The 14,691-nt window shown below is 73.9% G+C and carries 15 protein-coding genes; 9 read left to right on the top strand and 6 right to left on the bottom strand.

Annotated elements, in window-relative coordinates; all coding sequences use genetic code 11:
• Positions 1-84 precede the first annotated feature (84 nt).
• A complete protein-coding gene (locus ACSDG8_RS14330) occupies positions 85-426 on the top strand; it encodes an STAS domain-containing protein (protein WP_307856280.1) in 342 nt (113 codons plus the stop codon).
• Here the strand turns inward: ACSDG8_RS14330 and ACSDG8_RS14325 are convergent.
• A complete protein-coding gene (locus ACSDG8_RS14325) occupies positions 406-1,674 on the bottom strand; it encodes a PP2C family protein-serine/threonine phosphatase (RefSeq protein ID WP_439427959.1) in 1,269 nt (422 codons plus the stop codon). The two genes, ACSDG8_RS14330 and ACSDG8_RS14325, sit on opposite strands and share 21 nt — an antisense overlap.
• 201 nt (positions 1,675-1,875) lie before the next feature.
• Between ACSDG8_RS14325 and ACSDG8_RS14320 the strand changes: the two genes are divergently transcribed.
• From ACSDG8_RS14320 to ACSDG8_RS14300, 5 genes are read left to right on the top strand one after another with little or no spacing between them, the layout of a single operon-like run.
• Positions 1,876-3,474, top strand: coding sequence for an ABC transporter substrate-binding protein (locus ACSDG8_RS14320; RefSeq protein WP_210895731.1), 1,599 nt, complete (start codon positions 1,876-1,878; stop codon positions 3,472-3,474).
• The gene (locus ACSDG8_RS14315; RefSeq protein ID WP_210895730.1) at positions 3,471-4,463 is read left to right on the top strand and encodes an ABC transporter permease; all 993 of its coding nucleotides are present in this window, start codon (positions 3,471-3,473) and stop codon (positions 4,461-4,463) included. The genes ACSDG8_RS14320 and ACSDG8_RS14315 overlap by 4 nt, the downstream gene beginning before the upstream one ends.
• Complete coding sequence (locus ACSDG8_RS14310) at positions 4,456-5,322, top strand: ABC transporter permease (protein ID WP_210895729.1); 867 nt, start codon at positions 4,456-4,458, stop codon at positions 5,320-5,322. Before ACSDG8_RS14315 ends, ACSDG8_RS14310 begins: the two co-directional genes overlap by 8 nt.
• Positions 5,319-6,287, top strand: a complete 969-nt coding sequence (locus ACSDG8_RS14305) for an ABC transporter ATP-binding protein (protein ID WP_439427958.1) — start codon at positions 5,319-5,321, stop codon at positions 6,285-6,287. Before ACSDG8_RS14310 ends, ACSDG8_RS14305 begins: the two co-directional genes overlap by 4 nt.
• Positions 6,284-6,994, top strand: a complete 711-nt coding sequence (locus ACSDG8_RS14300; protein ID WP_210895727.1) for an ABC transporter ATP-binding protein — start codon at positions 6,284-6,286, stop codon at positions 6,992-6,994. The genes ACSDG8_RS14305 and ACSDG8_RS14300 overlap by 4 nt, the downstream gene beginning before the upstream one ends.
• Before the next feature lie 7 nt (positions 6,995-7,001).
• Here ACSDG8_RS14300 and ACSDG8_RS14295 read toward each other — a convergent pair whose 3' ends face one another.
• The 3 genes from ACSDG8_RS14295 to ACSDG8_RS14285 all read right to left on the bottom strand — a co-directional run bounded on the left by ACSDG8_RS14295 (position 7,002) and on the right by ACSDG8_RS14285 (position 9,692).
• Positions 7,002-7,442: a hypothetical protein gene (locus ACSDG8_RS14295; RefSeq protein ID WP_210895726.1), complete on the bottom strand. Its 441-nt coding sequence runs from the start codon at positions 7,440-7,442 to the stop codon at positions 7,002-7,004.
• A gap of 120 nt (positions 7,443-7,562) precedes the next feature.
• On the bottom strand, positions 7,563-8,360 hold the full coding sequence (locus ACSDG8_RS14290; protein WP_210895725.1) for a S1 family peptidase: 798 nt from the start codon (positions 8,358-8,360) through the stop codon (positions 7,563-7,565).
• Between the two features lie 168 nt (positions 8,361-8,528).
• Positions 8,529-9,692 (bottom strand): peptidoglycan DD-metalloendopeptidase family protein, encoded by a 1,164-nt coding sequence (locus ACSDG8_RS14285; RefSeq protein ID WP_210895724.1) that lies wholly within the window; start codon positions 9,690-9,692, stop codon positions 8,529-8,531.
• A 168-nt stretch (positions 9,693-9,860) separates the two neighbouring features.
• Between ACSDG8_RS14285 and ACSDG8_RS14280 the strand changes: the two genes are divergently transcribed.
• Positions 9,861-10,337, top strand: coding sequence for a TspO/MBR family protein (locus ACSDG8_RS14280; protein ID WP_210895723.1), 477 nt, complete (start codon positions 9,861-9,863; stop codon positions 10,335-10,337).
• A 15-nt stretch (positions 10,338-10,352) separates the two neighbouring features.
• Here the strand turns inward: ACSDG8_RS14280 and ACSDG8_RS14275 are convergent, their stop codons facing one another.
• Positions 10,353-11,219 (bottom strand): helix-turn-helix domain-containing protein, encoded by an 867-nt coding sequence (locus ACSDG8_RS14275; protein ID WP_210895722.1) that lies wholly within the window; start codon positions 11,217-11,219, stop codon positions 10,353-10,355.
• Between the two features lie 131 nt (positions 11,220-11,350).
• Here ACSDG8_RS14275 and ACSDG8_RS14270 point away from each other — a divergent pair, with 131 nt between their 5' ends.
• Together ACSDG8_RS14270 and ACSDG8_RS14265 are read left to right on the top strand one after the other, a co-directional pair.
• A complete protein-coding gene (locus ACSDG8_RS14270) occupies positions 11,351-12,256 on the top strand; it encodes an oxidoreductase (protein WP_210895721.1) in 906 nt (301 codons plus the stop codon).
• A gap of 73 nt (positions 12,257-12,329) precedes the next feature.
• The gene (locus ACSDG8_RS14265) at positions 12,330-13,397 is read left to right on the top strand and encodes a DUF2855 family protein (protein ID WP_210895720.1); all 1,068 of its coding nucleotides are present in this window, start codon (positions 12,330-12,332) and stop codon (positions 13,395-13,397) included.
• 5 nt (positions 13,398-13,402) lie between these two features.
• Here ACSDG8_RS14265 and ACSDG8_RS14260 read toward each other — a convergent pair whose 3' ends face one another.
• Positions 13,403-14,671 carry a GAF domain-containing protein gene (locus tag ACSDG8_RS14260; protein ID WP_210895719.1) on the bottom strand — a complete coding sequence of 423 codons (1,269 nt, stop codon included), beginning with the start codon at positions 14,669-14,671 and terminating at the stop codon, positions 13,403-13,405.
• Positions 14,672-14,691 lie beyond the last annotated feature (20 nt).

The raw sequence follows: 14,691 nt of genomic DNA, 5'->3' as shown, positions 1-14,691 counted from the left end.
CCATGGGAGGCGATCAGGGCCGATTTCTGGCACGGTGTCGGGTAGCGACGGGCGCGCGGTTGAGGGGGCGTGGTGGAGTTTTCGGTGACGACCAGACAGGGCCGTGTCGGCCCGGTGATCGAGGTCGCCGGTGACCTGGACATGGCCAGCTCGCCACAGCTGCGTGACCGGCTGCTCGAGGTGGTGGAGACCGGTGCGCGTACGGTGGTCGTCGACCTGACCCAGGTCGGATTCGTGGACTCCAGCGGCCTGGGCGCACTCGTGCTCGTCTACAAGAATCTGCGGGAACGCGGGGGGTGGCTCGGTCTGGCGGTCGTCCGCCAGTCGATCCGCAACGTCTTCTCGATCACCTCGGTGGACCGCGTCATCCCGCTCTTTCACACGGTGCGGGACGCCGAGGACGGATCAGCGGCGGCGGTGCGCTGAGGGCTCCTCGTCCGGGCTGACGCGGGCGCTGTCGGCGCCGGCGGTGCTGTGCCGTGGCCCGTGATCGCCGTACCAGTCGACGACGAGCAGCGTGGCGTCGTCGGTCAGAGCCGGGCCGGCGATCTCCAGCACCGCGTCGGAGAGCGCCCGGACCGCTTCGCGGGGATGCAGGTGGGCGAGGCGGAGCAGCGCCCCGGGCAGGTCGAGGTCGGCGGCGTTGCGGTCCCGCATGCCGTCGGTGACGACCACCAGCCGGTCGCCGGGCAGCAGGGCCAGCTCTCCGCTGCGGTAGCTCTCGCCGGGGAACATCCCGAACGGAAAGTTGCCCGGCAGCTCCACGGGGGTGACCTGGCCGTCCCGGACCAGCATCGGCGGGACGTGACCGGCGTTCAGCAGTTCGCAGCGCCCCGTGGCCAGGTCGATGCGGCCCAGCACGGCGGTGACGTACGCGCCGCGTACGTTCGCGTGCTCCGCGACGGCCCGGTTGGCCTCCTCGGCCTGGGTGACGAGGCCGACGCCGCGCCGGCGGGTGTTGCGCAGGCTGCCCACGCCGAGGGTGGCGGTGAGCGCGCTCGCCACGCCGTGGCCCATCGCGTCGGTGACGCTGAGGTGCAGCAGATCCCGGGCCAGGCTGTAGTCGAAAGTGTCGCCGCCGACGCTCGCGGCGGGTTCCAGCCAGCCGGAGAGCGCGAAGGCGCCGGCCTCGCAGGTGAACGAGGCGGGCAGCAGGCGGCGCTGGATCTCGGCGGAGAGGCTGAACGGGGTGGTGCGCTGGCCCCACTCGAACAGGTCGGTGTGCCGGCGGTTGGCGATGACCACGAACGCCAGCGCGTGCGCGGTGCGGGCGACCCAGTTCACCACGTCGCCGTCCGGCTCGTCGGGCAGGTCGATCTCCAGCAGGCCGATCGCCTCACCGCGGTCGGTGACCGGCGCCAGCACGGTCCACGCGCCGTCGCCGGCGACGATCTCGGGGGCCTGCTGACGCAGGGCGCGTTCGTAGGGTCCGCCGTCGAACGGCATGACCTCGGCGTCCTCCTCGCCGTGGCGCCGGCCGCTGCCGCCGCCGTTCGGCTGGTGGGTCAGCCGGACCAGCGCACGGCCGCTGAGGTCGGCGATCAGCAGCGAGACGCCGCGCGCGTTCAGCGCCGTGGCGATGACGCCGGTGACTGCCTCGACCGCCTGCACCGGGGCGGCATCCTCGGCCGACTGCAACATCCCGGCCAGCACCGCCTGCTCGCTGTCCTTCACCCTCTGAGCATATTCAGCACGCCGGACGGCCGCCTCACGAGCGACGCCGGACGGTGGGTCGGCTCATCGATCGGCGCTTATTGCATATAGTTGGCAACTACTGAATAGTGGCGGTAGCGGGCGTTCGGGCACGCGATGATCGATCCTCGCCGGAGCGCCCGCCCGGCTGCCACCCGCAGACGAGTGTTCGAGGGGTTGCCGGTGGCGATCAGTCCCAAGCCCGTACGCGTGGCCGCGGTGCTCACCGCCGCGCTGCTCGCCGTCACGGCCTGCTCGTCGCCGACCGGGTCGACCGGCGGCCGGAACAACGCCGGGACTGTGGTCGTCGCCACCGCTGGCGAGCCGGACACGCTCAACCCGGTGCTCAACTACGGCGTCGACGGCGCTTCACTGATCTTCGACGGGCTGGTCGCCCGGGACGCCCGCAACGAGCTGGTACCCGCCCTGGCCCGGGAGCTGCCCACCGTCTCCGCGGATGGGAGGACGGTTACCGCGAAGCTGCGCGAGGGAGTGCTGTTCCACGACGGCAGTCCGCTGACCGCCCAGGACGTGGCGTTCACCTACCAGGCGGTGCTGGACCCGGCTGTCGACTCGACGCTGCGCTCCGATCTGGACATGCTCGTCTCGGTCACCGCGCCGGACCCGGCGACTGTGGTGTTCACGCTGAAGTACGCGTACGCGCCGTTCCTGCAATGGCTGGCGCTGGGGATCGTCCCGGCCAAGGCGTTCGCCGGGCAGGACGTCAACAAGGCCGCCTTCAACCGCAAGCCGGTCGGCACCGGCCCGTACCGGGTGACGTCCTGGACGCCGGGTGACCGGCTCGTGCTCGCGGCCAACGAGACGTACTGGGGTGGTAGGCCGGCGAACACGGGCGTGGTGGTGGCGTTCGTCGCCGACGACAACGTGCGGGCCCAGCGGATGCGGGCCGGCGAGTTCGACGCGGCGGAGCTGGCGCCGAAGCTCGCGTCCGGCTTCGACGGCCGCGACGGCTACCGGGTGCACAAGGTGCCGACCGCCGACTACCGCGGTGTCATGCTGCCGATGGGCAACCCGGTCACCGGCGACCTCGCGATCCGGCGGGCGCTGAACGTCGCGGTGGATCGGCAGGCCATGGTGACCGGTGTGCTCGGCGGGGCCGGGGAGCCCGCGTTCGGGCCGGTGCCGCCCACGTCCGAGTACGCCGAGCCGTCGGTCACCGGCAGGCCCGCCGCCGACGTCGCCGCCGCGACCGCCGCGCTGGACGCCGCCGGCTGGAAGCCCGGTCCGGACGGCATCCGGGTCAGGAACGGGCGTACGGCCGCGTTCACGATCATGTACCCGGCCACCGACAGCCTCCGCAAGGAACTGGCCCTGGCCGTCACAGCCGACGCGAAGAAGGTCGGCATCAAGGTCACGCCGGAGGGCCTGACCTGGGACGCGATCACCCCGAGGATGGGGAACGATGCGCTGGTCATGGGCTACGGCACGCCGTACGACCCGGACTTCGTCTCCTACAAGCTGTTCAGCTCGGCCTTCGCCGGGCAGGGCTTCTTCAACCCCGGCTCGTACCGGTCCACAGTCACCGACACCGCGTTGCGGCAGGGCCGGGACAACGCCGACCCGGCCGCCCGCAAGGCCGCGTACGCCACGTTCCAGAAGCAGCTCGCCGCCGACGTGCCGTGGGTGTTCCTCACCTACCTCCAGCACACCTACGTGCTGAAGGACACCGTGTCCGGGGTGACGCCGCGGGTCGAGCCGCACGAGCACGACGTCGCCAACAGCATCTGGTGGAACGTGCACACCTGGACGAAAAACCCGTGACCGGCCGTCGGCGGCTGGCCGGGGCGGGCGTCGTGGTCCGGCGACGGCTGCTGGTCGCCGTGCCGGTGCTGGCCGCGACCAGCATGGGCATGTTCGCCCTCGGCGCCGCCTCCCCGATCGACCCGGCCCAGCAGTACGCGGGCGCGGCGGCGTTCACCACCAGCGAGGAGAACCTCGCGCAGATCCGCGCCAACTGGGGCGTCGACGACCCGCTGCCGGTGCAGTACGCCCGCTGGGTCGGCAACCTGCTGCGCGGCGACCTGGGCTGGTCGACCAGCCGGCACGAGCCGGTCACCTCGGTGCTCGCGTCCCGGGCCGGGTGGACGCTGCTGCTCGTCGGCACCGCGCTGGCCCTGGTGCTGGTTGCGAGCGTGCTGCTGGGCACACTGGCCGCGTACCGGCGGGGTGGCTGGTTCGACAGGGCGCTGCGCGCCGTCGCGTACGCCGTGCAGTCCATGCCGGTGTTCTGGATCGGTCTCGCGGCGATCGCCGTGTTCGCCCTCAGCCTCGGCTGGCTGCCCGCCGGTGGGCTCACCGACATCACCGCCACCGGCACCGACCCGGCCGACGTGGCCCGGCACCTGGTGCTGCCGGTGACAGTGCTGGCGATCTCCCAGGCGCCGTGGTTCGTCCTGTTCGTCCGCGACGCGGTCGCCGAGAGCCTGCGCGACGACCACGTCCTGGCCGCCCGCGCCCGAGGGCTGCCCGGCCGGGTCGTCCTGTTCGGACACGCGCTGCGTACCGCGCTGCTGCCGTTCCTCACCCTGGTCGGCACGCACCTGCCCGAACTCGTCGGCGGCGCGGTCCTGGTGGAGACCGTGTTCTCCCTGCCCGGGCTCGGCGCGGTCACCGTCGAGGCGGCGCTGGGCGCCGACTTCCCGCTGCTCGCGGCCACGACCCTGGCGACCGCCGTCGTGGTGCTGACCGCGAACCTGCTCACCGACCTCGCCTACGCCGCCGCCGACCCCCGGGTACGCCTCGATGACTGACCTCGCCCTCCCCGCGCGCGTCCGGCGCCTGCGCCGACCCGGCAGCGTGGGCACGACAGTCGCCGTCGTCGTGCTCGCCGGTGTCGTGGCCGCCGCGCTGCTCGCCCCGGTCCTGTGGCCGCTTGACCAGAGCGCCGTCGACCTCTCCCGTACCCGGCTCGCGCCCTCGCCGGAGAACCTGGCCGGCACCGACGACCTCGGCCGCGACGTGGCGGTGCGCAGCCTCTACGGGCTGCGCGTCTCGCTGCTCGTCGGCGCGGTCGCGGCGCTCGTCGCCGCCGTCATCGGCGGCCTGGTCGGCGCGCTCGCCGGCAGCGTCGGCGGCTGGGTCGACCGGGCGCTCATGCGCGTCGTGGACACCGTCGCCGCGCTGCCGCACCTGCTGCTGGGCATCTTCGTGGTGGCGATGCTGCGTCCCAGCCTGGGCGCGGTGATCGCGTCCATCGCGCTGACGCACTGGCTGTCCACCGCCCGGATCGTCCGCTCCGAGCTGCTCAGCCTGCGCAACCGGCCGTTCGTGGACGCCGCGATCTCCGGCGGCGCGAGCCGGGCCCGGGTGCTCACCCGGCACCTGCTGCCGCACGTGCTGCCGCGCCTGGCGCTGGCGACCACGCTCATGGTGCCGCACGCCGTCTGGCACGAGACCGCGCTGTCGTTCCTCGGCCTCGGCCTGCCGCCGCACCTGGCCTCGATCGGCAACATGATCAACGACGGGCAGCGGTCGCTGCTCACCGGCGCCTGGTGGGCCAGCATCGTCCCCGGCCTCCTGCTCGTGGCGGCCACGCTGGCGCTCGCCGCGCTCACCGGCCGGTGGCGCGACCGCCTCGACCCGCGCGTACGGGCGGAGCTGCACCTGTGACCGCCCCGGCGCTGCTGACCGTCGACGGGCTGACCGTCCGCTTCCGGCTGCGCGACGCGCTCGTGCACGCCGTCAGCGACCTGAACCTCACGCTGCGGCCCGGCGAGCTGCTGGCTGTGGTCGGCGAGTCCGGGTGCGGCAAGTCCGTCCTCGCGCACGCCCTGCTCGGCCTGCTGCCGCGCAACGCCACAGTCACCGGTCAGGCCCGCCTGCGCGCGCCGGGCCGGGACGAGGTCGACCTGATCGGCGCGGGGGAGCGGCACCTCGCCCGGCACGTACGCGGCCGGGGCGTCGGCCTCGTCCCGCAGAGCCCCACCACCGCGCTCACCCCGGTGCGGACCGGGCGGAAGCTGCTGGAGGAGACGCTGCGCGCCCACGGGCACACCCGCCGCGACGCGCCGGCCGCCGCCGAGCGGATCGCCGCCGACGTGGGTCTCGACCCGGCCGACCTGGACCGGTACCCGCACGAGCTGTCCGGCGGCATGGCCCAGCGGATCGCCACCGCGCTCGCCCTCGCGCCCGACCCGCCGGTGCTGCTCGCCGACGAGCCCACCACCGGCCTCGACCGGCCGCTCGTCGACCACACGCTCGACCTGCTGCGCCGCCGCTGCGACACCGGAGCGGCGGTCCTACTCATCACGCACGACCTGGCCGCCGCGCGCCGCGTCGCGGACACCGTCGCCGTGATGTACGCCAGCCGCATCGTCGAACACCGCCCCGCCGAGGCGCTGTTCGACGACCCGGCCCACCCGTACACCGCCGGGCTGCTCGACGCGCTGCCCGACCGCGCGTTCGTTCCGGTACCGGGCCACCCGCCGGCGCTCACCGACCTGCCCGGCGGATGCGCCTTCGCCCCGCGCTGCGCCCGCGCCACCGACACCTGCGCGACGCTGCCCCGCCTCGCCGCCGACGACGCGGGCCGGGTCGCCTGCCACCACCCGCTGCGCGAGGGAGTACCGGCATGACGCTCACCGCTCCCGACACCACCGACGCCGCCGCCCCGGGCGCCGCGTCGGCCGCCGGGCTCGCCGCGCACCAGGTCTGCGTCGCGTACGGCAGGCAGCGCGTCCTCGACCGGGTCGACCTGCGGATCGCTCCCGGTGAGACGGTCGGGCTGCGCGGACCGTCGGGCAGCGGCAAGTCCACGCTCGCCCGCGTCCTCGCGCTGCTGCACGCCCCGGACAGCGGGCACGTCACGATCGACGGGCAACCGCTCGACGGCGTCCGCCATCGCCTGCCGGCGCAAGTGCGCACCCGCGTGGCGATCCTGTTCCAGAGCCCGCGCGCCGCCACCGACCCGCGGCTCAGCCTCGCCGACATCGTCGCCGAGCCGCTGCGCGCCACCGGCACACCGCGCGGGCAGGCCGCCGCCCGCGCGGCGGAGCTGGCCGACCTGGTCGGACTGACCCCTGACCTGCTGACCCGCCGCCCGCATGCGGTCAGCGACGGGCAGCTGCAACGCGCCTGCCTGGCCCGCGCACTGGTCCACCGGCCGGACTACCTGCTCTGCGACGAGGCCACCGCGATGCTCGACGCCTCCACCCAGGCGCACGTCGCCGCCGTCATCGGCGACTACCAGCGCCGGCAGGGCGCCGGGGTCCTGGTCATCACCCACGACCCGGCGCTCATGGCCCGCTGGGCCACCCGGGTGGTGGACCTGCCGGCGGCGTGACGCCGCGTCACTCCTCGACCGGGCGGCGTACGGCGCCCACCGCCCCGGCGACGACGGCCCCGAATCCGATCGCCATGAGCGGCATCCCCATCTCGAAGGGCAGTTCACCGACCCAGTCGATGCTGTCGCGCTCCGGCAGCGCGTCCAGGGTCACCGCGACCACGGCGCCGGCGAGGAACATCCCGGCCACCGCCGCGCCGACCGCGAGCTTGGCGCACGCGACGCTCCGGCCGGCCCAGAGGCCGGCGAGGACGGCGATCGCCAGGGACACCACGACCAGCCAGGTCCAGCCGCCCTCGGCCTCCAGGTAGGTCCAGCCCGAGTACGACCACTGGTGGAGGCGGCTGGCGCGGAACCACGGGATCAGGTAGCCGAGCAGCGCGGTGGCGGCGCCGATCACGAGCAGCAGGTCAGGGGCCGGGCGGTACCAGCGGGGGGAGTCGTCCATGCGTCCGGAAGGTAGCAGTGCCATGATCCACGCGCACGGTGACGGTTCCGCGGACCGGCGCGTACGGACGTGGCGGTGGCCCGGCCGCAGTGTCGCGACCGGGCCACCACTCGTGCTGTGTCAGCCGCCCAGGCTCGCGGCGGCGGACTGGATCGCCGAGGCGAACGTGCTGACCTGGGTGTAGACGCCGGGGTAGTTGGGGCGGGCGCAGCCGTTGCCCCAGCTCACGATGCCCACCTGGATCCAGGCGTTGGCGGCGTCCCGGCGGAACATCGGGCCACCCGAGTCACCCTGGCAGGTGTCGACGCCGCCGCTGGCGTACCCGGCGCAGATCTCCTCGCTGGGGATGACGTCGCCGCCGTAGTAGCGGTTGCAGGTGGTGTCGTCGACGAACGGCACGCTGGCCTTGAGCAGGTAGCGCTGCTGCGCGCCACCCTCACGCGCGGCACCCCAGCCGGCCACCGTGAACGTGCCGCTGTCGTACGCCGTGGTGGTGGCGATCTTGAGGGTGGCGAGCGAGGTGACCGGGCTGGCGAGCCGGATCAGCGCCCAGTCGTCGCCGTTGCCGTTGTAACCGGGGGCCCGGTAGACGTAGTTGGAGCGGACCTGGATCCGGCTGGAGGACTGGAGGTCCACCACGCCCAGGGTGGCGGTGATGCTGGTGTTGGACCCGGTGCGGCCGACGCAGTGCGCGGCGGTGAGGACCAGTCGCGAGCTGTAGAGCGCGCCGCCGCAGCCCATCGAGAGCCGGACCATGAACGGGAACTCGCCCTGCGCGGCCCGGGTGCCGCCGACGACGTACGGCGTCATGTCCCCGGCCGGCGCCGCCACGGCCGGGGCGGTCACGGTGACCGCTCCCGCGGTGACCACTGCCAACACGGCCGCCAACCGGCCGACAAATCTACGCCAACGGACCATGGTCCCCTCCAGACATCGACTGTGTGCCGCCCGCCGGGGCCGCACGCGGTGGCAGGGAGCCTATGGGCAGATATCGATGCTCGGCAATGAATCTGTGCATCCCGTCTGCGTCATACGCCGCGCGTGCCGGCACCGTTTCCGGGTGCCGGCACGCGCGGGCGGGCAGGGTCAGCACCAGCCGTTTATCGGCCCGTTCACGCCGGTGGAGAGGTAGGCGTCGGACACCCAGCTGCCGTCGCTGAGCCGGTCCCACAGCGCCGTGGTGCCGTAGCGGCCGGTGTGCGAGGTGCCGTTGGCGGAGCAGGAGACGGTGACAGTGGCGCCGTCGGCCACCGACCCGAGGACGCCGTACCCGGTGCCGGGGCCGGAGCGCCGGGTCAGCGTGCCGCCGCCGTTGGCGTCGACGACGCCCTGGTTGAAGCCGAGCGCGCCGTAGTTGTAGACGCCGCCGCCCCCGCCGGCGTAGGCGGACCCGTGCCGGGCGCCGCCCTGGTACGCCGCGGCGCCGCTGACGAAGTCCCACTTGCCGATGCCGTGCCCGGCGATCGGGACGTACGCCGAGTTCTGCCGCAGCCCGAAGTGCACATGCCGGCCGGTGGCCGAGCCGCCGCAGGTGACGTCGGTGCCGGTGTTGCCCAGGACCGCGCCCTGGCCGACGCCCGCGCCGTTGACGGAGATGCTGTTCCACAGGTGGTAGTAGTCGGTCGAGTAGCCCCGGTCGTGGATGACCCGGATCCATCCGGTGCACATCGTGTACGCGGTGCCGGCCCGCGCGGCGCGGACGACCTGGTCGCCACCGGCGAGGTCGACCGAACTCCACGGCGCGGCGGCGCCGCCCCAGCCGTGCGGCCCGGAGGTGAGCGTCCACGTCTGCCCGACCGCGAACGGCAGCGCCATGCCGGTGCGGAAGTCTCCGCCCGCGAGCAGCGGTGTGACCGGCGTGGTGAAGACGGCCTTCTCGGTCTCGCTCACCAGCGGCGACGCGGCGGCCAGGTCGCCGAACGCGGCCTCCCCGTCGAACGCGACGGTCCAGCCCTTGGCGTCGGCCCGGGCGAGGAAGACCGAACCGGTGGGGTGCGCGTCCGCGGACCGGTCCGCCAGCAGCACCGCGGTGCCGAAGGCCCACCGTCCGTTCGCGCGGGTGACGCTGATCCGGGTCCGCTCCGCGCCCGCCGCGCGGGCGGTGGCCGCGTCGGCCGAGCCGAGAAGCTTCGCGGTCACGGCGTCGGCGACGGGTTCCGGTGTCGCGCGGGGAGCGGCGGTGGCGGGTGCCGGTGCCACCGCCCAGGCACCGATCGCTGCCAGGGCGCAGGAGAGCATGAGCCGTCGCATGGAGCCTCCTTATCGACATGTGTCACTGGATTGAGAGGCTATCGACGCCGGTGAAAGTTGTCTACGACTCTTCGCGTGATGGTGAAGGATCTGTGCATCGGGGCGTACCCGGAAGTGGATCTTCCGGTTGGCGGGGTTGATCCGCCGCCGGCCGGGTAGCTGAGCGGCATGCGAGTACCGACCCTGGTCAAGACCGCTGCGGCAGTCACCGCGACCGCCGCCGCGGGCACCGCCGCCACCTCCACCGGCACCTCGACGCGCTGGTACCGCCGCCTGCGCAAGCCCGCCTGGCAGCCGCCGTCCGCCGCGTTCCCCCTGGTCTGGACCCCGCTGTACGGGCTGATCGCGGTCGCCGGCGCCCGGGCGCTGGACCGTTCCGAGGGGCCCGAACGCGCTGCCTTCGCCCGCGGCTACGCGCTCAACCTGGCGCTCAACGCCGGCTGGACCGCCCTGTTCTTCGGCGCCCGCAAGCCCGGCGCCGCGCTGGCCGAGATCGCCGCGCTGAACGTGTCCAACCTGGTGCTGCTGCGCCGCGCGGCGCGCACCGACCGGCCCGCCGGGGCCGCGCTCGCCCCGTACGTCGCGTGGACGCTCTTCGCCACCGCCCTCAACGGCGCGATCGTCGGCCTCAACCGGGGGCGGTGACCGGCGTCCGGCTGGTCAAGCGGACGCCGGGCGGGTCGCGCGCCACGACGCCAGCAGTCGCAGCCGGTCCGCGTCCGGGCTGCCCGGCTCGGCGGTGAAGACGAGCACGACCGGGCCCGGACTGCCCGGTAGCGGATAGGTGTCCCAGTCCAGGACGATGTCGCCCAGTCCGGGCACCCGGAACGTCTTGGTGCCGCTCACCGACGCGCGGACGTCGTGCCGCGCCCACAGCCGCCGGAACTCCGCGCTGCGGATGCTCAGCTCGCCGACGATCGCGGTGGCGCGGGGATGGGTGGGGTCGTCGGCGACGGCGGCGCGCAGCATGCCGATGTAGTCCAGCGCCTGCCGCTCCCAGTCCGGGCAGCTCCGCCCCCCGGTCAGCGCGTCGTCGAACAGCAGCAGGAGCATGTTGAGCCGGTCGGGCGGGCGGTCGGCCGGGTCACCGAGCAGCGCCTGCGCCATCGGGTTCCAGTCGAGCAGGTCCAGGTGCCGGCCGAGGACGACCGCCGGGGTGTCCATCACCCGCAGCAGCCGCCGGGTGCTGTCCGGCACCCGCTCCGGCCCGTGGTCGACGCGGGTCGGCATCGGCCGCCGGGCGGCCCGTGCCAGCGTGAACAGGTGCCGGCGTTCGGTGTCGTCGAGAGCGAGGGCGCCGGCGAGCGCGTCCAGCACGTCGTCGGAGGGGCGTACCTCCCGGCCCTGCTCCATCCGCTGGTAGTAGTCGGTGCTCAGCCCGGCCAGCAGCGCCAGTTCCTCCCGCCGCAGGCCGGTCACCTTGCGCCGGCCGCCCGGCTCCAGGCCGACGTCACGCGGGCGCAGCCGGCCACGCCGGGCGCGCAGGAACGCGCCCAGCTCGCGTGCGTACGGATGCGGGCTGCCCATGCCGCCAGTCTGCCGCGACGCCGACCGCCCAGGGTAGGTCCCGCGGACCTAGGCAACCGCGAACGACCGAGACCGGCCGGACCGCTCCTAGCGTCATCGCTGCACGCGAACCCGCACCCGAGGAGCAGCAGATGACCGGATGGACCGCCGACCGCATTCCCGACCAGCGCGGCCGGGTGGCCGTCGTTACCGGCGCGAACTCGGGCCTCGGCCTGGTCACCGCCACCGAGCTGGCCCGCCACGGCGCGCACGTCGTGCTGGCCGTGCGCAACACCGCCGCCGGCCGGCAGGCCGCCCGCCGCATCGGCGGCGACACCGAGGTACGCGAGCTGGACCTGGCCCGCCTCGACTCGGTACGCGCGTTCGCCGCGAAGCTGACCGCCGACCACCCGACGATCGACCTGCTCGTCAACAACGCCGGCGTGGTGCTGCTCGGCCCGCGCCGTACCTCCGCCGACGGCTTCGAGCTGCAGTTCGCCACCAACATGCTGGGCCCCTATGCGCTGACCGGCCTGCTGCTGGACGCGCTCGCCGGGGCGCGGGCGGCGCGGGTGGTGAGCCTCAGTTCGCTCACCCACCGCAACGCGCGTCTCGACTTCGACGACCTGCTGTCCGAGCGTGACTACCGGGCCTCTGCCGCGTACGGCCGGTCGAAGCTCGCCACCACCGTCTTCGGCGTCGAGCTGGACCGCCGCCTGCGCGCGGCCGGGGTGCCGATCGTCAGCGCGCTGGCGCATCCCGGACTCACCCGCAGCAACCTCACGCCGCGAGCCTGGGAACACCGGGGCCGGTTGGGACGGGTGATCGGGCGGCTCGGTCTGCTCGCCACCCAGCCGGTAGAGCGGGGCGCCCTGCCGCAGCTGCGGGCCGCGACCGACCCGGACGTGCGTGGCGGCCAGTTCTTCGGCCCGTCCCGGCTCTTCGAGACCTGGGGCCCGGTCACCGAGGCGCGGCTCAGCCGGCAGGCCGCCGACCCGGCCGTCGGCAGGCGGCTCTGGGCGGCGGCGGGGGAGCTGACGGGTGTCAGTTACCTCTGAGCCGACGGCGCGAGTGGGATTTTGCACTCCCAGTGCACTTGTCTCCGGTTTCGCTGCTGCCTAGCGTCAGGCCATGGCTGACTCGTGGACTTTCGCTGTGGCCCGTGACGACCTCGCCCGCACCACGCTCGCCGACGGCGCGGTGCCCGCCCTCGCCGACGGGGAGGCGCTGCTACGCGTGGACCGGGTCGGCCTGACCGCCAACAACGTGACGTACGCGGTGCTCGGCGAGGCGATGCGCTACTGGGAGTTCTTCCCGCCCGAGCCGCGCGGGCTGGACCGGCAGTGGGGACTGCCACCGCTGTGGGGCTTCGCCGAAGTGATTGCATCCACAGTGTCAGGAGTCGAGCCGGGAGGCCGGGTCTACGGCTACCTGCCGCCCGCCGGCCACCTGGTGGTCCGCCCGGAGCGGGTGGACGGCTCCGGATTCCGGGACGGCAGCGCGCACCGGGCCGCCCTGCCCTCGCCGTACAACTCCTACCGGTCGACCACCGGCGACCCCGCGTACCGGGCGGAGCAGGAAGACCTGCTGATCCTGTTCCGGCCGCTGTTCTTCACCTCGTTCATGCTCGCCGACCAGGTCGTCGACAACGACTGGTACGGAGCGGAATCGCTTGTGCTGTCGTCGGCGTCGAGCAAGACCGCGTACGCCGCCGCGTTCGAGCTGCACGGCCGCGGCCACCGCCTGACCGGTCTCACCTCACCCGGCAATCTCGCCTTCACCCGGTCGCTCGGCTGCTACGACGACGTCCTCGCGTACGACGACATCGCGGCGCTCGACGCCGTGCCGACCGTCTACCTCGACCTGTCCGGCGCGCCGGCGCACCGGGCCGCCCTGCGGGCCCACCTCGGCGACCGGCTCGTGCGGGACATCGCCGTCGGCCTGACCCAGCAGACGCCGAACGCCGACGCCGCCGAGGAGGTCTTCTTCGCGCCGGTCCAGATGCGCAAGCGCAGCCGGGACTGGGGTCGCGACGGCCTCGACAACCGGTTCGCCGACGCCTGGCAACGGTTCTCGCAGGTGGTGAGCGGATGGCTCGACGTGCGGGTCGGCACCGGTCCCGAGGCGCTGCGGGACGCCTGGCTCGACGTCCTCGCCGGCCGTACGCCGCCCCGGGTGGGCCACGTCGTGCAGCTCTGAGCGCGTCAGCGGTTGAGGTAGGCGGCCAGGCCGCCGAGCTCCTCGTTGGCGATGAAGACCGAGCGGACGTTGATGATGGCTTCCTCGACGTGGACCGGGCAGCCCCACGCCGAATCGCCCCACGAGTCGGCGACCTTGATCTCGGCGGGTGCGGCGCATCCGTCGCTGCCGCCGAGCTGACACTGCTCGGGGCGGGGAGTGGCGGCCTGCGCGGCGGCGGCGGCGCGCAGCCGGGCGGTGAGTTCCGCGGCGGCGGCGGCGCGCTGTTCCGCCTCGGTCCGCAGCTCCCGCTCCGCCCGCACCACCCGGGCCAGCTCGTCGTGGGCGGCTCGCGCGCGGGCGTCCGCTTCGGACTTCGCCTCCTCGATGTGGTGGCGTTCGATGGCCAGGGCGGCGGTGCCGGTGAAGACCCGGGCGAGGGCCAGGTCGGCGTCGCGCGGGACACGCGGGGTGCGGTGGTACATGGCGAACGTGCCGAGCAGGCTGCCGTCGCGGGCCAGGATCGGCGTGGACCAGCAGGCGGCGAGCCCGGCCCGCTCGGCCAGATCGCGGAAGTCGGCCCAGAACGGGTCGGTGGCGATGTCGGTGACGACTACCGGTTCCCGCCGGTGGGCCGCGGTGCCGCACGAGCCGACGCCCTCGCCGGTGGCGATCCCGTCGATGGCCTCGTTGTAGAAGTCGGGCAGGCTGGGCGCGGCGCCGTGGCGCAGGTGCCGGCCGTCGGCGTCGGCGAGCAGGACGGAGACGAGCACCTCCTGCGGCGCGAGGTTCTCGATGCAGCGGGCCATCCCGTCGAGCACCTCGGCCAGGGGCGCCTGCCGGGCGATCTGCTCCAGCATGGCGCGGTGCTCGGCCATCAACCGCTGCGCGTGCTTGACCTGCGTGGTCTCCACCCCGATCACGCGGATCCCGGTCACCGTGCCGGCGGCGTCGCGTCGCGGCTCGTAGGTGAAGTCGAAGAACGCCTCCCGCGCGCGTGACCCGGTGCCCAGCATGATGCGGGCGTCGTGACCGGTGTAGGCCTCGCCCGTCCGGTAGACCTCGTCCAGCAGGGCGATGAAGCCCTGGCCGTCCAGTTCGGGCATCAACTCGGCGAGGGCGACTCCGGTACGTGCGCGCTCCTCACCGATGGCGGCGAAGAACGCCGGGTTCGCGGCCTCCACCACGTGCGTCGGCCCCGCGAGCGCCGCGAAGACGGCGATGGACTGCCCGAACAGTGTCCGCAGATCCTCGTCCGCGGGCCTGGGCAGATGCTGGCCCGGTAGCGCCGTCATGCCTGGTCTTCCTCCCCACC

This window comes from Micromonospora sp. LA-10 (assembly GCF_051853095.1).
GTDB classification, from domain to species: domain Bacteria; phylum Actinomycetota; class Actinomycetes; order Mycobacteriales; family Micromonosporaceae; genus Micromonospora; species Micromonospora echinospora_A.
This window is presented reverse-complemented; position numbering and strand designations above follow the sequence as displayed.